Source organism: Acidobacteriota bacterium, assembly GCA_028875575.1.
In the GTDB taxonomy this organism is placed as follows: Bacteria; Acidobacteriota; Terriglobia; order Versatilivoradales; family Versatilivoraceae; genus Versatilivorator.
This window is the reverse complement of sequence record JAPPDF010000036.1, coordinates 13,582-33,398: the sequence shown is the minus strand read 5'-3', so window position 1 is coordinate 33,398 and position 19,817 is coordinate 13,582. Positions and strand designations below refer to the sequence as shown.

At 62.2% G+C, this 19,817-nt stretch carries 14 protein-coding genes; 9 read left to right on the top strand and 5 right to left on the bottom strand.

Annotated features, from left to right (window positions below; all coding sequences use genetic code 11):
• Positions 1-169: 169 nt before the first annotated feature.
• Positions 170-1,222: an S-methyl-5-thioribose-1-phosphate isomerase gene (mtnA, locus tag OXI69_05020; GenBank protein ID MDE2665490.1), complete on the bottom strand. Its 1,053-nt coding sequence runs from the start codon at positions 1,220-1,222 to the stop codon at positions 170-172.
• A 321-nt stretch (positions 1,223-1,543) separates the two neighbouring features.
• Here mtnA and OXI69_05015 point away from each other — a divergent pair, with 321 nt between their 5' ends.
• From OXI69_05015 to OXI69_05000, 4 genes are all read left to right on the top strand, one after another.
• The gene (locus OXI69_05015) at positions 1,544-1,918 is read left to right on the top strand and encodes a hypothetical protein (GenBank protein ID MDE2665489.1); all 375 of its coding nucleotides are present in this window, start codon (positions 1,544-1,546) and stop codon (positions 1,916-1,918) included.
• Between the two features lie 120 nt (positions 1,919-2,038).
• A complete protein-coding gene (locus OXI69_05010) occupies positions 2,039-2,899 on the top strand; it encodes a DUF692 domain-containing protein (GenBank protein MDE2665488.1) in 861 nt (286 codons plus the stop codon).
• A complete protein-coding gene (locus tag OXI69_05005; protein ID MDE2665487.1) occupies positions 2,889-3,728 on the top strand; it encodes a DNA-binding domain-containing protein in 840 nt (279 codons plus the stop codon). The genes OXI69_05010 and OXI69_05005 overlap by 11 nt, the downstream gene beginning before the upstream one ends.
• 79 nt (positions 3,729-3,807) lie before the next feature.
• The gene (locus OXI69_05000; protein MDE2665486.1) at positions 3,808-4,020 is read left to right on the top strand and encodes a hypothetical protein; all 213 of its coding nucleotides are present in this window, start codon (positions 3,808-3,810) and stop codon (positions 4,018-4,020) included.
• Between the two features lie 445 nt (positions 4,021-4,465).
• Here the strand turns inward: OXI69_05000 and hemH are convergent, their stop codons facing one another.
• Positions 4,466-5,413, bottom strand: coding sequence for a ferrochelatase (hemH, locus tag OXI69_04995; GenBank protein ID MDE2665485.1), 948 nt, complete (start codon positions 5,411-5,413; stop codon positions 4,466-4,468).
• Between the two features lie 237 nt (positions 5,414-5,650).
• On the opposite strand from hemH, the gene OXI69_04990 reads away from it, so the two are divergent.
• Complete coding sequence (locus OXI69_04990; GenBank protein MDE2665484.1) at positions 5,651-6,049, top strand: carboxymuconolactone decarboxylase family protein; 399 nt, start codon at positions 5,651-5,653, stop codon at positions 6,047-6,049.
• 46 nt (positions 6,050-6,095) lie between these two features.
• Here the strand turns inward: OXI69_04990 and holA are convergent, their stop codons facing one another.
• Genes holA through leuS form a run of 3 tightly spaced genes read right to left on the bottom strand, consistent with a single transcriptional unit; the run spans position 6,096 to position 10,301 of the window.
• Complete coding sequence (gene holA, locus OXI69_04985; protein MDE2665483.1) at positions 6,096-7,130, bottom strand: DNA polymerase III subunit delta; 1,035 nt, start codon at positions 7,128-7,130, stop codon at positions 6,096-6,098.
• Between the two features lie 5 nt (positions 7,131-7,135).
• Positions 7,136-7,666: an LPS assembly lipoprotein LptE gene (lptE, locus tag OXI69_04980; GenBank protein ID MDE2665482.1), complete on the bottom strand. Its 531-nt coding sequence runs from the start codon at positions 7,664-7,666 to the stop codon at positions 7,136-7,138.
• A gap of 25 nt (positions 7,667-7,691) precedes the next feature.
• Entirely contained in the window at positions 7,692-10,301 is a 2,610-nt protein-coding gene (leuS, locus tag OXI69_04975; GenBank protein ID MDE2665481.1) for a leucine--tRNA ligase, read from the bottom strand.
• Between the two features lie 223 nt (positions 10,302-10,524).
• Here leuS and OXI69_04970 point away from each other — a divergent pair, with 223 nt between their 5' ends.
• The 4 genes from OXI69_04970 to alaS all read left to right on the top strand — a co-directional run bounded on the left by OXI69_04970 (position 10,525) and on the right by alaS (position 19,721).
• Complete coding sequence (locus OXI69_04970) at positions 10,525-14,838, top strand: VWA domain-containing protein (protein MDE2665480.1); 4,314 nt, start codon at positions 10,525-10,527, stop codon at positions 14,836-14,838.
• Positions 14,839-15,563: 725 nt separating this feature from the next.
• A complete protein-coding gene (locus tag OXI69_04965) occupies positions 15,564-16,484 on the top strand; it encodes a branched-chain amino acid transaminase (protein ID MDE2665479.1) in 921 nt (306 codons plus the stop codon).
• A complete protein-coding gene (locus OXI69_04960) occupies positions 16,453-17,016 on the top strand; it encodes a regulatory protein RecX (protein MDE2665478.1) in 564 nt (187 codons plus the stop codon). Before OXI69_04965 ends, OXI69_04960 begins: the two co-directional genes overlap by 32 nt.
• 44 nt (positions 17,017-17,060) lie before the next feature.
• Positions 17,061-19,721 (top strand): alanine--tRNA ligase, encoded by a 2,661-nt coding sequence (gene alaS / locus OXI69_04955; GenBank protein MDE2665477.1) that lies wholly within the window; start codon positions 17,061-17,063, stop codon positions 19,719-19,721.
• Positions 19,722-19,817 lie beyond the last annotated feature (96 nt).

Here is a 19,817-nt window from a genome sequence, read left to right as displayed (position 1 = left end):
AATCACTCCCCCCTTGAGGGGGAGTCGCAGAAGCCGAGCCGCAGGCGAAGGCTGATGCGGAGGGGGGCAATCGCGGCGCCACAAAGCAGCGCCGAATGGCGAAGGCTGATGCGGTGGGGGGCATAAGCGACGCCGCAAACTTGCGGCTTCCTGAGTTACGGCGTTTGTTTCAGGTAAGTGCCGCCCCCGTCTTCAGAACTCTCAGATTGTCCAGGAAGGGAGGCCGGGCGACACCGGCGTCGGTGATGATGGCCGCCACGTAGCGGTGAGGGGTCACGTCAAAGGCGGGATTTCCGGCCGGGGCCCCCTGGGGAGCGATGGCCTTGTCACCCAGGTGGGTCACTTCACGCGGGGAGCGCTGCTCGATGGGGATCTGGTCGCCGGTGGGAACGTCCAGGTCCACCGTCGAGAGGGGCGCCGCCACGTAGAAGGGGATCTCGTGCTCCCTCGCCAGCACGGCAACCGAATAGGTGCCGATCTTGTTGGCGACGTCCCCGTTGGCAGCGATCCGATCGGCCCCGACAACGACGCAGTCCACCTGGCCCTGTTTCATGTAATACCCCGCCATGTTGTCAGTGATCAGGGTGACCGGTATCTCGTCCCTTTGCAGCTCCCAAACGGTTAGACGGGCTCCCTGCAGAAAAGGCCGGGTTTCATCCGCCAGCACTTCCACTCTCTTGCCCTGCTCCACCGCGGCCCGAACGACTCCCAGCGCCGTGCCGTAACCGGCGGTTGCCAGGGCACCGGCATTGCAGTGTGTCAAGACCCGGGAACCGTCCTGGATGAGGGCGGCCCCGTGGCTTCCCATGCGGCGGTTGAGTCGAATATCCTCGTCGTGGATATGCAGGGCCTCCGTCTTGAGGGCGGCAGCCACAGCCGCGGGTCCCTGGGACTTGTGTCGCCGGTAGACCCCCTTCATCCGTTCGATGGCCCAGAACAGATTCACGGCGGTGGGCCGGGTTGCCGCCAGGGTCTCGCAAATGGACTGAAACGCTTGCTCAAACCGCTCCGGGTCATGGGACTTGATGGACTCGGCCCCAAGCGCCACTCCCATGGCAGCGGCAACTCCAATTGCCGGTGCACCTCGAATGACCATGTCCTTGATCGCCTGGGCCACTTCTTCATAGGTCTTGAACACCGGGTACTCTTCGACGGCCGGCAATTTTCTTTGGTCGATCATGACCACGCCTTCGTCGCTCCATGCAATGGTCTCGAACACGATCTTCAGCCTCCCAATTGGGGTTTGGCTACAGGAAAGCCCGCCAACCGCCACGGACTATACCACAGACGCGGGGCGCCCGGAGACCGAAGCCGGCAGTCTGGAACAGCCTGGAAATCCGCTGCATTCGTCCTTCCCGCCGGTCATTGGAAACCCACGGAGGCCATGGTCAACCCCTTTCGGCCGGCAGAGAGGAGGCTTTGATTTTTGTGGTAGGTTGGGCTATATTCAGGCTCTCTCGAAAGCGCCAGGTGACGGGTCGGCATTGGTTGCCGGATGACTCGAAAGGTGACGTTCGAAGCTATCCCCAAGGAGACATCTTCTATGGATCGAAGGAAATTCACTCAGGTGATGGGAGCCGCCGTGGCCGGCATGGTGGCGGGCTCCAAGGCGGTCAGCCAAACGGATTCCCTGTTGTTGGCCGATGAAGACAAGAAGGCCAAGCACGTCTGCAAGGGCCGCAACCAGTGCAAGGGCCAAGGAGGCTGCGCCAGCGGCGACAACGGCTGCGCCGGCAAGAATTCCTGCAAGGGCAAGGGCGGCTGCGCCACGGCGGCCAGGCACTCCTGCAAGGGCCAGAACGAGTGCAAGGGCCAGGGCGGCTGCGGCAGCGGCGACAACGGCTGCGCCGGCAAGAACTCCTGCAAGGGCAAGGGCGGCTGCTCCGTTCCCCTCCACGGAGTCGAAAAGAAGAAATAGCCTGACAGTTACCAGGACTGACCGGCCCCCCGGCGCTTCCGACCGTTGGGTGCAATACGCGACTTCGCGAGCGGGAAGCGGGACCGGCTGGGTTCGTCCGTTTGGACCGGGAGGTCCCTTATGGGCAGGAATCGGTGGAATTTACCCGACCTGGGGTTCGGGATCGGTCTCCGTACCGTCCATTACAGCTACATTCTGGCCAACCACCCGCCCATCGACTGGTTCGAGATCCTCTCGGAAAACTACATGGATACGGGGGGCCGCCCGCTGTACGTGCTGGACCAGGTGGCGGAACGCTACCCGGTCGTGCTCCACGGAGTGTCCATGTCGGTGGGGAGCACCGATCCCTTGAACCTGGGCTATCTGAAAAAACTGAAGGCTCTGGCCGACCGTACCCGGGCCCACTGGGTCTCGGATCACCTCTGCTGGACCGGCGTGAGTGGAATCAACGTCCATGACCTGCTGCCGATGCCCTACACCGACGAATCCCTGCGCTACACCATCGAACGGGTGAAAGCGGTTTCCGAGATCCTGGAGCGCCCCCTGGTCCTGGAGAACCCATCCACCTACCTGGAATTCGGGACCTCCACCTGGAGCGAAGTGGATTTTCTCTCCACTCTGGCCCAGGAGGCCGACTGCGGGATTCTTCTGGACGTGAACAACGTCTACGTCAGCTGCTTCAACCACGGCCTGGACCCGGAAGCCTTCATCGACCGAGTCCCGGCCGACCGCGTCGTTCAATACCACCTGGCCGGGCACACCCACAAGGGAACGCATATTCTGGACACCCATAGCGATCACGTCATCGACGAGGTCTGGTCCCTCTATCGACGTTCCTGCCAAAGAACCGGCGGCGTAGCCACCCTGTTGGAGTGGGACGAGAACATTCCCAGCTTCGAGGTGGTGCACGCCGAAGCCCTGAAAGCCCGCCGGCACCGCGGCCTTCCCGAGCCGGACCACCAGAGAGCCTATGGCACCTGATCTGGGCAATACCCAGAAATGGATGCAGGCGGTCATCCTGCATCCGGGCTCCGACCGGCAGGCGGTGGCTTCCGCCGAAGCCCGAAAATTGGTGCCGCCGAGCCGGTTTACGGGTCTGATACGGCCATCCCGCACACTCGATTCCTTCGACCGAATCGGCATCTACCGCGGCATGTACCTGGCCCGCTTGCAGGAAGCCCTGGAGGCCGATTTTCCCGGGCTGGCGCATTTTCTGGGTCCGAAGCGCTTCTCCGACCTGGTCAGGGGCTATGTCGACCGCTATCCCTCCCAAAGCTATACCTTGAATCGTCTGGGAGATCATCTCCCCGAATTCATCCGGAGCAGTCCCGGGATGGTGCGGAAGGACTTCCTCTACGAGCTGGCTCGCTTTGAACTGCTGATGAGCCGGCTGTTCGACGCCGAGGAATCGCCGGTTCTCACCCCCGAGGCCATTGCCGAGGTACCCCCCGAATGCTGGGAGACCGCCCGTCTCAAACCTGTCGCTGCCCTCTCGGTGCAGGAGCTTCGCTACCCCGTGGGGGCCTATCTGGAGGCGGTGCGCCAGGGCAAACCACGGCCCGCCACCCGGCGCAAAAACCACTGGGCGGTGGTCTATCGAAGCCAATTCGCCCTACGCTGGCTGGATCTGTCCCGTCCCGCCTACCGGCTTCTGAAAGCTCTTGTCAACGGAGTGCCGCTCGGAGAGGCACTGAGCGGGGTCTTGAGACGTGGGGGCCAGCCGGTCGGAGAGGTACAGCTCTTTTCCTGGTTCCGCGGCTGGGTGACCGAAGGACTGTTTCAGGCGGTTGAGCTGGAAGACCCGGCATGACCCCCTCAATCAGGAATAGCGGAGTGGTCCGAGCCGCGGCAGAGGCTGATTGGGGAACCGCGACCCCACCCGTTGCGCCATGAGCAGCAAACTCACCAAGGGCCAGATCGACAGGCTGAAGAAATTGTCGCAGGAATTCGCGACGATTGCCAGGAAGGGCAAGAAGACCCCCGCCACCTCCGCGGCGCTGGCCCAGCCCACCGAACACCACTCCGAAGCGGCCAAGGTCGCCCCCACCGAACGGTCAAGCAGGGCCGGTCGGTCGAAGGTCAGAACAGAGCGGAGTGAATGAATTTTTTGTCGCTGCCGCAGCATTCGCGGCTTGACTCCCCTATGTGACGTTTTGCAGTGGCTCCCCCCGGGCGCTGGCCCGGGGCATATTCCAAATAAAAAGCACGTTTCCTCCTGCAGTGTTGTGGGTTTCGGGAGAGCTGCGAAGGCTGCGGTTGACGTGGATTACCCGGCGAGACGCCACCTACGGGCCATCCTTATAGAGCTGCGTAGCTGCGGCTCAGGGTAGCCCCGGGCGGCAGCCCGGGGTCGTATGGGTCCGCGCCCCGCGCCAACCCAGCCGCGAATGCGGCGAATAGAAAGCACCCGTTCGGGAACGCACTGCTTCCCCAAACAAACCCCGCCCCACGCCACATCTACCCGTTGTGGTCGCATCGACGGCGAATAGCAAGCACCCTCCCGGAACGCAACGTCCCCCCCCCAAAAAGACCCAAGCAAGACCCGCGCTAGTCCCCGCGCTCCCCCCCACCCTCGATAGCCCGTCTGACCACGTCGGCCAGCATCCGGATGAAGCGGGGGTGGTCGTTGACCGTCGGAGCCCGGAAAAAGTCCATCTTCCACTTCCGGGCGACCTGCCGGGCCTCCACGTCCAGGTCGTAGAGCACTTCCACGTGATCGCACACGAAACCGATGGGCACCAGCAACACGCCGGGGCATTGGTTCTTGCCCAGGCTCTCGATGACGTCACAGACATCCGGTTCGAGCCAGGGATCCCGCGGCCCGCCGCTACGGCTCTGGTAGACCAGTTCCCAATCCGGTATCTTCAGGGCCGAAGCCACCGCCCGGCAGGATTCGCGAAGCTGGTCCACGTATGGGCTGGCAAATCGGCTGGGAACGCTGTGAGCGGTAAAGAGCAGCCTGGTCTGCAGCCGGTTCCGGCTTGGGATTCGGTTCCACTGGTGCCGGACGCGGTCGGCGACAGCCTCCACATAGTCGGGATGGACAAACCAGGGTTTGCAATAGTCCACCGCCGGAGCCGGCCGCCCCAGCTTTTCCTCCAGCAGGATCCTGGCCTCCCGAACTGCATCCTGATAGCGTCCCCAGCTGGCCTCGCCCTGATGAGGCGCCAGGATGACACCCACCGCCCTCCGCACCCCGTCGCCGGCCATCCGTTCCAGAACGTCGGCCAGAAGCGGATGCCAGTTGCGCATACCCACGTATACGGGGATTGAAGGCCCCTCCTTTTCCAGCAGTCGCCGCAGTCCATCCGCCTGGCGGAAGGTCAGCTCGTTAAAGGGTGATCGACCTCCGATCAATTCGTAATGGTGGGCCACTTCCTCGATCCGTTCCCGGGGCACGCTGCGCCCCCGCAGGACGTTGTCCAGGAACGGGCGAATCTCATCGCTTCGGGTCGGTCCCCCGAAGCCAATCAGCAGGACGGCTTGCTCGGTCATGATGGCTGTTGGATCTCTCCTCCAGGCAAACGGGCTACTCCTCCGGCAACGTCAACCCCAATTCCAGGCTGCAATCGCGCCGGACTGTTGTTTTGGCTCGCGAGCGGATAAGCTTCATGCAACATTCAACCGTATGCGGTGACCTTGCCAAACTATGGTTTCTTATCAAAGAAACCGGGCACTTGGGAACTGGAAACACCGACGGCTTCCACAAACAGACGCGGGAGGATTTTCATCATGGAATCGAGTCAAGACAGGGTGCAGCGAGGTTTCGAGCAATTCGTTCAAATGGCCGGAGCAGACAGAGCCCGCCAACTCCGGGACGTTTGGGGGCAGATTTCGCCCGATTTCCAGCAATTCGTATTGGGAGTGCTGGCCGGCGAGGTCTGGACCCGATCCAAGCTCGACCTGCGCACCCGGAGCCTGATCACCATTGCAGGCCTGACCGCCCTGGGAAGGACCCGGGGACTGGAGCTCAACGTGGAGATGGCACTTCGAAACGGCGCCACCCGGGCGGAGATTCGAGAGACCATGTTGCAGATGGCCTTCTATGCCGGCTTTCCCTCTGCCTGGGAGGGACTCCAATCCGCCGAGGAAATCTTCCGTAAAGCCGATCAGACCGATCCTGAGGATTGAAGGAACATCGCAGGGTTTTCTGAACCTTTCCAGGGTCCGACAGGATTCAGCGCCTGTTTCCAAGCGGGGGGCCGGTACTGCCGGCGCCGGCGCTCAGGTCCGCAACCAGGCGTTCCAGGCAGAGGCGGCTGTCGGGACTGGACCGTTTGATTCCGTCATCGATGGACGCCAAACCATCGATGGCCGTGACCAGGGTCTGGCGGCGAAAGCGTTTGGCGGGCTCCAGCAACCGCTTCAGGAAATAGGGATTGGCCCCGATCTGACGAGCCATATCCCCCAGCTTGGTGGCTGGCGAGATCTCCTGGATTTGAAGCAGGTTGCGCAGCCGCCGCCCCAGCAGCGTGACCATGGACAGCATTCCTGCCGGGTGAGCCGACAATTCGCAGCACAGCCGAAGCGCTTGGCGGCGATCCTGAGCCAATACGGCATCCAGGAAGTCGAAAACGGTGTGGTCCCGGCAATATCCGGCCAACTCCTGAACCATTTCCAGGGTGACGGTCTTCCCCTCCCCGGCAAGCAGCGCCAGCTTCTCCACCTCCAGATGCAACCGGCCCAAATCGGTTCCCTGAAGTTCGACCAGGCACTCTACCGCCTCCTCCTGGATGGGGTGTCCCCGCTTCCCTAGAGCCTTGGCAATCCAGCTTCGGGCCTGAGCCTCACTCAGGACGGCCAGGTCCACCACCCGGCTGCCGGCCTGCAACGTCTTGAAAATCTTCTTCCTGCGGTCGTCGCGGCTCAGTTCTCCCGCCAGGAACACCAGCACGGTAGCCGGGTTGGGACGGGCCAGGTAGTCGGCCAGTTCCTTGATCTGCCGGTCTCGCAGCTTCATGACTCCCCGGATATGCAGGACCTGCCTGGGCGCAAACAGGGAGGGAGTCAAGGCCGAGACCAGAAGCTCATCCAGCCGGGTCTGGTCCAGATCGATTCTCGAACTTGGCGGTTCGCCCTCCCAGGCCTTGCTCAAGGCCTCCATGAGAGCCTTTCTGGCCGCATCTCTCAGGTAAGCGTCGGGACCGAAAATGAAATAGGCCGGACTGAACTCTCCCTGGCGCAGGTGTGTCTGGAACTGGGCAAAGGACATGTCGGTCAGAAAGACTCCAGGATGGTGCTGACCAGATCCCGCGAAAAGGCTTTGGCGAGCCGATCCAGAGCGGGTCCTTCCTCCGGGAAAAAATCCTGGGAAGCCCGACTGATTTCAAACTCTTCCCGGAAGAAATAGTTTCGATTCTCGAAAAGGAGCTTCTTGGACCTGGAGTCCCTCAGCTCCACCCGCAGGCGCACCGTCACCAGAATGGTGGACCCCGCCCTGCCCGAGAAGATTACCGGAGTCGATCTGAACCCCGTGACGATTCCGGTCAGCACAGCTGCGGCCGAAGAAGGGTTGGAGGAGATGCGGTACCGGGTGCGTGAAGTCAGCTCGTCCACCACCGCCGAGGTCAGGCGCTGCTCCAGCCTGTACTTGGTTGTCCGATTGGTGAAAATGGGAACGGCGATGGAATCGACGGACTCGGGAATGGCGGTGGCTTTTCCGGCCAGGCGGTACCCGCAGCCGGCAGCCAGCAGGCCGGTCAGCAGCCAGGCGGCCAACACCTGGAGCACCTTGGCCGAAACCACCACGGATCTCTCCCGATCCCGCAACTGTCTACACCACGATATTGACCAGTTTCCCGGGAACATAAATCAATCGCTTGGGGGACTTGCCGTTCAAATGGCGCTGAACCGACTCCTGGCTCAATGCCGCCTCCCGAGCCTGCGTTTCCGTCAGGGCGGCCGGAAGGCTCAGTCGCCCCCGCACCTTGCCGTTGACCTGAAGCACCAGCGTGATCTCCTCTTCGGCCGCCAGAAGGCGGTCGGCCTTGGGCCAGGGCTGCTGGTGAATCGAGTAGGATCGCCCCTTCAAGGCCCACAGTTCCTCCGCCATAAAGGGGGCGACCGGCGCCAGCATCAGGAGCAGCGCGTCGGTGGCTTCCACAAAGGCCTCTCTTCCAACCGGCTTCCTGGCGGCTTCATGAAGGGCATTGGTGAATTCCATGAGCGACGAGATCACGGTGTTGAAACGAAATCCCTCGATGTCGCTCGAGACCTTGAGCAAGGTCTTGTGCGTCCAGCGGCGCAGGTCCCGGTCCTGCTTCCGGGTCCGCGAGGAGGAGCCCTCCTGAGGAGAAGGCCGCAAAATCACCTCCCAGGCGCGGCGTAGCCAACGAAAGGTTCCGGAGAGGCCGTTGGTATTCCAGGGGGTGGACATTTCGAAATCGCTGATGAACATCTCGTAGGCACGCAGGGCGTCGGCGCCCCAGGCCTCCACCATTTCGTCCGGTGTGACGACGTTTCCCCGGCTCTTGGACATCTTTTCTCCGTCCTGCCCCAGGATCATCCCCTGATTGCGGAGGCAGGTGAAGGGCTCGGAAAACGGCAGGTGGCCCAGATCATAGAGCGCCTTGGTCCAGAAACGGGCGTAGAGCAGGTGCATGACGGCGTGCTCGGCCCCTCCCACGTACATGTCCACCGGAAGCCAGTAGTCCACTTGCTTGCGGTCGAAGGCTGCCTGGGCATTGCGGGGACTCACGAAGCGCAGAAAGTACCAGGAGGAGCAGGCGAAAGTTCCCATGGTGTCGGTCTCGCGCCTCCCCCGGATGCCGCCGGGCAGAGACACCTGCACGAACTCGGGAATGGCTGCCAGGGGCGACTCTCCGCTGCCGGTAGGCTCGTAGTGCCGCACCTCCGGCAGCCGCACCGGAAGATCGTCAGCGGCCACGGATGCCTCGCCGTCGGCGGTGTGAACGATGGGAATTGGGGTGCCCCAATAGCGCTGGCGGCTGATCCCCCAGTCCCGCAGCTTGTATTGGACACTCGATCTGCCCCGATAGGTCTCCTCCAACCAGTCCGTGACCCTGTCGACAGCCTGTCCGGTGGGGGTGCCGTCGAAGGAGCCGGACCGGCTCATGACTCCGTCACCCGTCCAGGCCTCCTCCATGGTGTCGGACTGCAGCGGTTCATCCCGGCCCACCGGTTGAATCACCACCCGGATCTCCAGGCCGTACCGGCGGGCGAACTCGAAATCTCTCTGGTCGTGGGCCGGGACCGCCATGATGGCGCCGGTTCCATACCCCATCAGGACATAATCTGCAATCCAGATCGGGATGGCTTCGCCGTTGACCGGATTGGTGGCGTGGGATCCCAGGAACACACCCGTCTTGGCCCGCCCCTGGGCGGTCCGATCCAGATCGCTCTTGCCCCGGACCTGCTGCAGATAGGACTCGACCTTTTTGGCCGATGAAGGAGCGGTGAGGGCGTGTACCAGAGGGTGCTCCGGCGCCAGCACCATGAAAGTGGCGCCCCAAAGCGTATCGGGACGGGTGGTGAACACGGTCAGCGGCCCGGCGGCGGTGGCGAAACTGACTTCGGCCCCACGGCTGCGCCCGATCCAGTTGCGCTGCATCAGCTTGATGCCCTCTGGCCAGTCCAGGTCCTCCAGGTCGGCCAACAGCCTGTCGGCGTAGGCCGTGATTCGAAAGAACCACTGCATCAGCCGCTTCTTCTCGACCAGAGCCCCGCTTCGCCAGCCGCGGCCGTCCACCACCTCTTCGTTGGCCAGCACCGTTTTCTCCACCGGGTCCCAGTTCACCGTGGATGCCCCGCGATAGGCCAGCCGAAAGCGGCTCAGATAATCCTTTCTCCCGGTGACCGGCATTTGCCTCCAGGCCTCGGCGGTCATGGTCGGAGCTCCGGGAATGCCGCCGCTACCCTGCATCGCCAGCTCCTGCTCCAGGCCGGAGATGGGACAGGCTTTCTGCAGCCGCGGGTCGTACCACGAATGGTAGAGCTGCAGAAAGACCCACTGGGTCCAACGATAGTATTCGGGCCGAGAGGAGTTGATCTCCCGGCTCCAGTCAAAGGAAATTCCCAGCAACCGCATCTGCCGCTTGTAGTTGGCGGCAAAGCGGGCGATGAGCTTGGCCGGGTTGGTCTTCAAACGGATGGCGGCGTTTTCCGCGGGGAGACCGAAGGCATCCCAGCCCATGGGATGGAGGACATTCTCACCCCGCATGCGGTAATAGCGGCTCAAAACGTCGGTGGGGACGTAATTACGGCAGTGGCCCACGCTGAGCCCGTCCCCCGAAGGGTAGGGAAAGAAATCCAGCACATACCTCTTGGGGCGACCGTCGGCCGGAGCGGTTCGATAGAGCCCGTCCCGTTCCCATCGGTCGGCCCACTTGGCTTCGATCCTGTCGGGGGTGTATTTGGGAGTCATGAGGGTATGGCAGCCAAGGGGGAAGATGCCCGAAATCCTTTGCCTGGTTTGAGTTTCAGCCGTTCCACCCAACCTGCGGCGATGTTAGCAGAGCGCCGAAAGAGGGGTCAAGCTCAGGCCAGGCTCGGGGCCGCGCAAAATGGGGTTGCCCGCGAGGGACGATCGTTCCATAATGAACTACCGTTTTCGGTCCGCAAAAACCCTCGAAAAACAGGTGCAAGCCATGTCTCTCGCAAGGCCCCTTTTCCCCGGCGCAATTTTGTCGGGAATCCTGGTTGCCGGCTGTTTGGCGGCCCTCTTGGCCCCGATCGCGGCCATTGCGGAGGACAAGCCCGCGGGTTCTGGAAGTGTCCAAGGCCAATCCTCTTCCGGATTCACTCTCAAGGTGCCGGTAGAAGTGGTGGTGGTCAATGCCATTGTCACGGATCGTGACGGGAACCCCATTACCGACCTGACCGTCGACGATTTCGAGGTCTTGGAAAACCGCAAGAAGCAGACCATTCAGTCATTTTCACAGGAAATCTACCAGGGTTCGCAGAGCTCCCTGACCTGGGGCAGCACGGTCGACGCGGAGGAACCGGCGCCGGAAGCGCCCCCCGAAAAGCCCCGTCTGCTGAGCCTGGTCATCGACGACCTCACCTATCCCCCCATGGGCACTCTCAGCCGCACCGTCCAAGCCATTCGCGGATTCGTGGAAAGGGGATTGAAAGCGGGAAACTACATTTCCATCATGACGGCCTCCCGCGGCTATTTCGTCCCCTTCACTCAGGACAGCGAGCTGCTGCTGGCCGAGATCGACAGAATCCACAAAAAGCTGGATTTCACGTCGTCGATGAACCGACCGGTATGCGTCACCATGACCGATGCTCAAGCCGAGGAAATCCATATGGTTTCGCCAGCACCGGGCAGCCGGGCCTTCGACGTGGCCATGGCCGAAGCCGAAGACTGCGGGATAGGCGGCGCCTCGGCCAACCCGCTGAGCCAGAGACAGCGAGTCGGAGTCGGAACGACCGGGGTGGATGCAACCCAGCAGGCCATTGAAACTTATGTACGCACCCTGGCGGCCCAGCACCTGTCCCTCAAGAAGAGCCGCACCCGGCGCTTGCTGGATGTTCTGCGGGGGCACATCCGCTCTCTCGGACCGGTGGAGGCACAGAAATCCATGGTGCTGCTCTCGGCAGGCTTCCTGCACCGGGCGCTTCGCTATGAGCTGGAGCGCCTGGTCGACGTGGCCCTGAAGACCGGCATCATCTTCAATACCATCCGGTCCACCGGGCTGGACACCAGCTCCATATACGACGTCAGCAACAATCTCACCAACAACAGCAATCTCCGGCTTGAAAAATCCTTGCTGGTCACGGAGGACCGCAGGCAAAAAGGAATGTCCCTCGCGTATCTGGCCAAGGCTACGGGAGGCATCTACTTCAAGGACAACAACGACCTGGGGGCGGGCCTCAGACAGGTGGTGGACCAGCAGTTTTCCTACTATGTCCTGAGCTACGCCACCCCGCCCAAGAATCCCGACGGGCGCTTCTACAGGCTTCGAGTGAGAGTCTCACGGCCTGGAGCCCGGGTCACTCACCGCAGGGGCTTCTATGCCCCCAAGGAGCGCTTGTCCCAGGAAGAGCAGCAGAAGAAGGAAATGCTGGAAGCCATGCGGGCGCCCACCGATCTCAGGGAAATCCCGCTGCAGATGTCCTATCACGGCTCCCGCCTGGATGGAGATACCTACCAGTTGGAGATCGTGACCCGCCTGGACTTCAAGAATCTCCCCTTCCTGGTGGAAGAGGGCAAGCGGATCAATCGGATCAACCTGGCCGTAGTTGCCTTTGACGCCAAGGACGAGTATGTCGGAGGAGACGAGAAGGCCTGGAACTTCAAGCTTGGCGACAGCAGCTACCAGGCTCTGCTGCAATCGGGCCTGACCTCCAAGGTTGTGCTGAAGGTTCCACCGGGACGGTATCAAGTCAAGGTTGCGGCCCGGGAGAACCTCAACTCCGGACTGGGCTCGCTCCGTCGAACCGTTGAGGTACCGCTGCTGTCGGAACAGGAAATAGCGGGAACGCTGGAAAAGGCCACCCACCGCGGACTGCAGTCATCCGAGCAGCACCGCGATCTGAATGTGGATTTCAAGGCCAACTTCTTCTACCAGGAGGCCGAGCGGGCCCTGGTCCTGTTCACGGCCAAGGTCTCCCAAGGTTCTGCGAGAGACACCCCGAAAAGCTGGTTGCCGGGGAAAGATCTACGCCTGATGGGGGTTGCCTTCTCCGACGACGGGCAGCCGGCTTCGATTTTCAGCCAGACTTTCCCGCAGGCAAGCGGAGAGGCGGAATCGTTCGTGGAAGGATTCCTCAAGCTGAAGCCGGGCAAGTATCGCATCAAGCTGGTGGCCGCCGACCGCCACGCCCAATTGGGCACGGCCGAGCAGTCGCTGTGGATCCCAGACCTTCCCCGGGATGCGCTCATGACCAGCGGCCTGATCCTGAGTCAGGACCTGCAGCCCTTTTCTCCTTCGGTAGCCGGAATGCAGGTGCCGGAAGCCCGCTGGCTGTTTCACCGCGGGTTCCGGGTGAGGCCCGCGATCAGCAACGAAATTGTTGTTCCCCAACCTCTGGCCGTGTTCTACAAACTCTACAACGCCTCCAAGCTGGAGGACGGCAATCTCACGGCTCGCGTCCAGGCAGTCAAGGACACTGGCGAGGCCGTCGACTTTCCGCCCATCGCATTGGACCGCAACCACCTGGAGGAGCGCACGCCCGGCCAAGTGGCGGTGGGCTTCAAGCTGTCCACCCAATCCCTGAGCCCCGGCAGCTACCGATTCGAGATCACCACCGAGGAATCAGGCAGCGGCCGCGCCACCATCACCGAGACCGATTTCGTGGTGAGGCGGGGTAAGGAAGTGGCCGCATCCGGCGACGTGCCGGCGCCGGTCAATTCCGGTAAGACTAATGTCGAAACAGCCTCCGGTCCGGAGCCGGCGGTTGGCCTCGACCTGAAAAAGATCCGGGCCAGCCTGGAGATCCCACGGTCCTCCGGTAACGGCGCTGATGCGGTGCCCTACCGATTCCGCAGCGATTTGTTGGCCTGCGCCAACGACCAGGGAGAGTTGGGATACAACCTCGATCATCCGGGAGAATGCGGCGACCTGCGGAGGCACCCACTGCAGTCGTACACCTTGAAGGGAACGAATCTCTTCGGAGCCAACCTGAGCGGCATGGATCTGCGCAATGCGGATCTTCGGGATGCGGTTCTGCTGAGGGCCGACTTGACCCAGGCCAGGCTCTGGGAGGCAGACTTGCGAGGGGCCGATCTTCGAGGCGCCAATCTTTCGGGTGCCGAACTGGTCAAGGCCACGCTGGACGGCGCACAACTGCAAGGGGCCGATCTGACCGATGCCAGCCTGACTCAGGCCAGCCTGAAAGGCGCCAACTTGCTGGGCGCCAATTTGCAGCGCGCCATCCTGAAAGATTCCGACTTGAACCAGGCCATTCTGCAGGTAGCCGACCTGTCGGAAGCAGTCCTGTTCGGCAGCGATCTGAGGCGGGCCGATCTTCGAGGCGCAAGACTGACCCGCGCATCTCTGGTCGGTCAAAGGGAGGCCAACCTCTTTATTCCCCTTGCCGGCAACATCAAGATCGGCAAGACGCGGTTTGCAGAAGCCCGCTACGACGAGAGCACCCATTTGCCGTTCGACGCCCAACAGGCCGCGACCAGGAAAATGCAGCCCGCCGACACGCCCTCCGCATACCATCGTCCCGAGTTCATGGCGGATAACGGTTCCGAAGAGTTTACCGTCAGCGGCTCCGCTGCTCCCACTCTTGCCTCCGGCCAACCCGGCGGGGTGCCGACCGACGCCGAATGGCCGGACTTTCTGGATGCCGTCCGCCGCAGGTTGGAAACGACATTCTCGGACCTGCCCGACTTCGTCTGTCGCCGCCGGACAGAGCGATTCGAGCGTCTGTTCCAAGGTTGGCAGGAAAAAGACCAGCTCCAGGAGGACCTCCTGTTCGCGAATGGAGAAGAAACCTATCAGCCCGTAGAGGGGCAAAAGACATCGGGCAGCCAGGACGGCGCATATTCCATCGGTCAATTCGCGGCCGCTATCCAGAACGTGTTCGCTCCTCAGAGCAGGACCTCCTTCCGCCTGGAGGGGGCCGAGCAGATCGCGGGCCGTCAGACCGTGCGGGTGGCCTTTCGGATTCCGCAGGAGACTTCCGCCCTCCAAGTGACCTACCAGGGCAACCCCCTGCGGGTGGGTTACCGGGGACTGTGCTGGATCGACGTCGATTCCTACCAGGTGGTTCAACTGATCAAGAAGACGGTGGACCTTCCCGAGGATTTCCCCGTCAAGACCTCGGAAGTGAGCATCGCCTACGACCAGGTCCGCATCGGGGAGAGCCACCACTGGCTTCCGGTTCGAGCTCAGTTCAACATGTCGATCGGCATCCTGCAGAGTGCGCGGGTCCATACCCGCAATGTCACCAGGTTCACCGACTATCGACAATTCGAAACCGACGTGAAGCTCCTGCTCGAATAACCGAACCATCCGACGAGACCCGGGCCGGAATTTGGCCCGGTCGCCTCATTTCTCACCCCGCAAAAACCCGCCAGTCGCCCGGCCGTCCGGCCCCAACCCTGTCGTGCGGACCCATCGCGAAGGACCATCCATTCAACATCGATGCACCGGATAAGCAGGAAGGGAGATCGCTGCACAAGAGGCCGACTCCGGCGATGATCGTGTGCGGATTCCCAGGACTGCAAGGCCGCCGTCTCCAGAAAAATTCCTGCGCCTCCTGTCCATCGATGTCAATAAATCCTCTACTCGGGCTTGACTTCGAACCGGTTTCCAACCACCAGGCGCCGGCGTTTGTTTCAAGGAAGAAGAATCCTGTGCATCCTGTGCATCGATGTGAATCAAAATTCCGTCCATGCTCGACTTTGAACCGGTTTCCTGCCACCAGGCGCCGGCGTTTGTTACAAACAGGTGTCCCGGGTGGAAATCCTTCCCTCCCCACCTCTTGGCCGATCCCTCTCAAGCCTTCTCCAACCCCTTCGTGGCCCTTCATGGTCCTTCGTGTAACTTCGTGGATAACTCTTTTTGGCCGTTGTGGATAACGCTCGGTCGCTCCCGGTGGGAGATGCGGGCTTGGGCGGTTGTCGGCAAACTCCGGCGCTGTGCTATACTTCTCGCTCCTCGGGGCAGGCTCCCCGGGAACCGCACCCTTCCTGACACTCTACGCCGATCCAAATCAAGGAGTTGAATTGCCCATTCCCAAGTCGCAAAAGATCTGGTTCAACGGGCATTTCGTCCCCTGGGACGACGCCAAGATCCACGTACTCTCCCATGTGGTGAATTACGGATCCGCCGTTTTCGAAGGCATTCGCTGCTACCACACGGTCAAGGGATCGGCGGTATTCTGCCTGGAAAGACACGTGGAGCGCCTCCTGAATTCGGCCAAGCTCTATCGCATGGAGATTCCCTACTCTGCCGAGGATCTCTGCCAGGCCATTCTGGGCACCATTCGGGAAAACAAACTGAAGGAATGTTACATCCGTCCCATCATTCTCAGGGGCTACGGCGAGATTGGCGTCAACCCGCTGGGCTGCCCCCTGGAGGTCGTCATCGCCGTCTGGGAGTGGGGCCAGTACCTCGGCAAGGAAGCTCTGGAGCAAGGCGTGGATGTCTGCGTCTCCTCCTGGAACCGTATTGCGCCCAATACCCTCCCCACCCTGGCCAAGGCGGGAGCCAACTATATGAACTCCCAGCTCATAAAGATGGAAGCCATGCAGGGCGGCTATTCGGAGGGCATTGCACTGGACACCGCCGGTTACGTCAGCGAAGGCAGCGGCGAGAACATCTTTGTCATCCAGGAGGGCGTGGTGCTGACGCCCGCGCTGGCCTCCTCGGTTCTCCCCGGAATCACTCGGCGTGCAGTCATCGAGATCTGCCGCGACCTCGACATTGAAGTTCGGGAGCATGGCATCGCGCGGGAACTTCTCTACCTGGCAGACGAGTTGTTCTTTACGGGAACCGCCGCAGAAGTCACGCCGATCCGCAGCGTGGACAAGATCAGCGTTGGCAGCGGCCGCCGGGGACCGGTCACCGCCAGAATCCAGCAACGATTCTTTCAGATCGTTGAAGGCAAGAGCGATGACCACCCGGATTGGCTGGCCTTCGTATGACTCCGACAGCCCCACCCCCCCACATCGCTCCGTGAGCCAGGAGCCCCGACCCCACCATTCAGAGTCCCTCTTCCAATGGGCCCTCCGGGCCCTGGGCCGGAAGGTCCACTCCACCCGGGAGCTGGAAGTCAAGCTGCTGGCCCGGACCGATGATGCGTCCGCGGTGGCCGGCGTCCTTGGCCGTTTGAAGGCGGACGGCTATCTGGACGACCGCCAGTGCATCGAGACTCTTGCGGCCGTGCGCCTCCGCCGCGGCGACAGCGGCCGCTCCAGGCTGCAGAGAGAAATGGCTGCTCGGGGGCTGCCCGGGGACCTGGTCAACCAGGTCCTGGACGAGATGTTCCCGCCGGAAGAGGAGCTGGACCATTTGCGCCGCAGCCTGGAACGCAAGCTGGAGGCCTTGACCGAGCCATTGGATGAAAAAAGAGTGGCCAGGCTCTATAATTACCTGCTCGCCCGGGGCTTTCCTCCAGAGGCGGTTCGCCGGGAGGTCAGAAAGCGATTCCATCGAATCGTTGAATGGGGGGATTGAGCAATCCTCCGCCGGAACAGGTCGACATAAAGGAAACCGAAGCCGTGACCGGAAACGAAACCCGCAGGCAGTTCCTGGATTATTTTCAACAGCGAGGGCACCGAATCGTCAAGAGCTCCTCGCTGGTCCCCGCCGACGACCCCACGCTGCTGTTCACCAACGCAGGCATGAACCAGTTCAAGGACGTTTTCCTGGGGCGGGAGACGCGGGACTACCTCCGGGCCACCACCTCCCAGAAATGCGTCCGGGCAGGCGGAAAGCACAACGACTTCGAGAATGTGGGAAAGACCGCCAGGCACCACACCTTCTTCGAAATGCTGGGGAACTTCTCCTTCGGCGACTACTTCAAGTCGGAAGCCATCCCCCTGGCGTGGGAACTGGTGACCGAAGTGTACGGGCTCAATCCGGAACAACTCTGGATCACGGTCTATCAGGACGATGATGACGCGCACCGGATCTGGAACCGGGAGGTCGGGGTTCCGTCCGAACGCATCTTTCGCCTGGGTGAGAAGGACAACTTCTGGGCCATGGGGGACACCGGCCCCTGCGGCCCCTGTTCCGAGATTCACTTCGACCAGGGGCCGGCAGGCGGCGAGGCCGGATATTCGCAATGTTCGCAGTGCAGCTTTCCCTGCGAATGCGGCCGCTTCGTCGAAATCTGGAACCTGGTGTTCATGGAGTTCGACCGGCAGAACTCGGGGCAACTGGTTCCCTTGCCCAAGCCCTCGGTGGACACCGGCATGGGCCTGGAGCGAATGACGGCGGTGCTCCAGGGAAAGCAAAGCAACTACGACACGGACCTGCTGAAGCCGCTGACGCAATACGCGGCCGAAATATCCCGACGGGACTACGGCAGCGACAAGGCCGCCGACGTTTCCATGCGGGTGATCGCGGATCACGCCAGGGCGACGGCTTTCCTCGTCAGTGACGGCGTCGTGCCCTCCAACGACGGCCGCGGCTATGTCCTGCGCAAAATCATGCGCCGCGGCATCCGGCACGGAAGGCTCATCGGAATCGAGGACGAATTTCTGCACCGCATGGGCGACCGGGTAGCGGATCTCATGCAGGATGCCTATCCGGAGCTGGCCTCAACGCGGGAGTACGTATCCCGGGTGGTGCGCCACGAGGAGCAGCGTTTCTCTTCCACGCTGCGGATTGCCCTGGACCAGCTCAGTGAGGTGCTGGACCGACTGGAACCGTCCGGGAGCCACGGGGGCAGTCTGCCGGGTGAGGTCATGTTCAAGTTCTATGACACCTACGGCCTGCCCTTGGACCTGATGCAGGAGATCGCGGACGAGAGTGGACTGATCCTGGACAAAGAGGGTTTCAATCGGCGCCTGGCGGCTCAGCGCGAGAGGGGACGTGCCAGTTGGAAGGAAACGGCTACCGCCGCCGGCTCAGCACCCCCGCCCACGGCGGAGAAGACCCGATTCCTGGGCTACACCCAGCTTGATACCGAGGAGGCGATCATCGAGGGCATCCTGATCCAGGGGAAGCAGGCCGCCTTGCTGCCTGCCGGCACGGTGGGAGAAGTCTTCCTGGACCGGACCCCTTTCTACGCGGAAACAGGTGGCCAGGTTGGAGACGCCGGGGTCTTGAAGGGCGACGAGTCCGAAGCCGTTGTGCAGGACACCTATCCCGCCCCTCCCGGCTACTCGGCTCACCGGGTCAGGTGCGCCCGGGGAACCCTGCAGGTGGGCGACAGGGTGGAGGCCCGGGTGGACGGGACGCGCCGTGATTCCATCAGGAAAAACCACACCGCCACCCACCTGCTCCATGCGGCCCTCCACCAACTGGTCGGGTTTCACGTCAAACAGTCGGGCTCGCTGGTGGCTCCCGATCGCTTGCGCTTCGATTTCACCCACTATGCGGCCCTGTCGCCGGAGGACCTTATCGAGATCGAGGACCTGGTGAACCGCAAGGTGATGGACAACCTGCCCGTCACCACTCTGGTCCAGGACTTGAACCAGGCGGTTTCGGAAGGAGCCATGGCTCTTTTCGGCGAGAAGTACGGAGAACGGGTGAGGGTGGTGTCGGTGAACGGTTTCAGCAAGGAGCTTTGCGGCGGCACCCACGTTTCCCGCACCGGCGACATAGGATTGTTCAAGATCGTCAGCGAGAGCGGGATCGCGGCAGGGGTCCGCCGCATTGAAGCCATTACGGGAACCGGAGCACTGCGGCGCTTTCGCCAGGACGAAGCACTGCTCGGCCAGTTGGAGGGACTTTCCAAGGGAACTCGGCCCGAGCTGGTGGAGTCGGTCCGCCGGTACCAGGCCTCCATCAGGTCTCTGGAGAAGGAACTCCAGGAGATGCGCTACCGGCTGGCGCAGGACCGCGTCGGGCAACTGCTGCATTCCGCCAGGAGCGTCAATGACGTCAAGGTCTTGACTTCGGTGGTGGAACGGCTGGACAAGGCCTCGCTGCGCAATCTGGCGGACGAGTTGAAGTCGCGGATTGGCCGCGGCGTGGTGGTGCTGGCCACTTCCGGTTCCGGAAAAGTCTCCCTGGTCGCGGCCATCACCCCCGACCTGACTTCCCGCCTGCACGCAGGCAGGATGGTCAAGGAAATCGCCTTGCTGGTCGGCGGCGGCGGTGGCGGCAGACCGGATCTGGCCGAAGCCGGGGGCAAGGACCCCAGCAAACTACCCCTGGCGCTGGAGGCGGTTGCCGACTACGTCGAGAAGCATGTCGAAGGGGCGGGTTGACCTGTCCACTATTCAGTCGTGCCGATGAATTCGCAGAGCCGGGGCTGGCCGAGAATCACCGCTGATTGTCGGTCCCTGGAGAACTATTAGACTTTT

Excerpts from the sequence above, each read along its gene's own strand:
- holA (MDE2665483.1), bottom strand. The coding sequence starts at position 7,130 with ATGTCCTTTGCCCAGTTCCAGACACACCTGCGCCAGGGAGAGTTCAGT.
- OXI69_05000 (MDE2665486.1), top strand. The coding sequence starts at position 3,808 with ATGAGCAGCAAACTCACCAAGGGCCAGATCGACAGGCTGAAGAAATTG.
- OXI69_04960 (MDE2665478.1), top strand. The coding sequence starts at position 16,453 with ATGACCACCCGGATTGGCTGGCCTTCGTATGACTCCGACAGCCCCACC.
- hemH (MDE2665485.1), bottom strand. The coding sequence starts at position 5,413 with ATGACCGAGCAAGCCGTCCTGCTGATTGGCTTCGGGGGACCGACCCGA.
- OXI69_05010 (MDE2665488.1), top strand. The coding sequence starts at position 2,039 with ATGGGCAGGAATCGGTGGAATTTACCCGACCTGGGGTTCGGGATCGGT.
- OXI69_04970 (MDE2665480.1), top strand. The coding sequence starts at position 10,525 with ATGTCTCTCGCAAGGCCCCTTTTCCCCGGCGCAATTTTGTCGGGAATC.
- OXI69_05005 (MDE2665487.1), top strand. The coding sequence starts at position 2,889 with ATGGCACCTGATCTGGGCAATACCCAGAAATGGATGCAGGCGGTCATC.
- OXI69_05015 (MDE2665489.1), top strand. The coding sequence starts at position 1,544 with ATGGATCGAAGGAAATTCACTCAGGTGATGGGAGCCGCCGTGGCCGGC.
- leuS (MDE2665481.1), bottom strand. The coding sequence starts at position 10,301 with ATGACTCCCAAATACACCCCCGACAGGATCGAAGCCAAGTGGGCCGAC.
- OXI69_04990 (MDE2665484.1), top strand. The coding sequence starts at position 5,651 with ATGGAATCGAGTCAAGACAGGGTGCAGCGAGGTTTCGAGCAATTCGTT.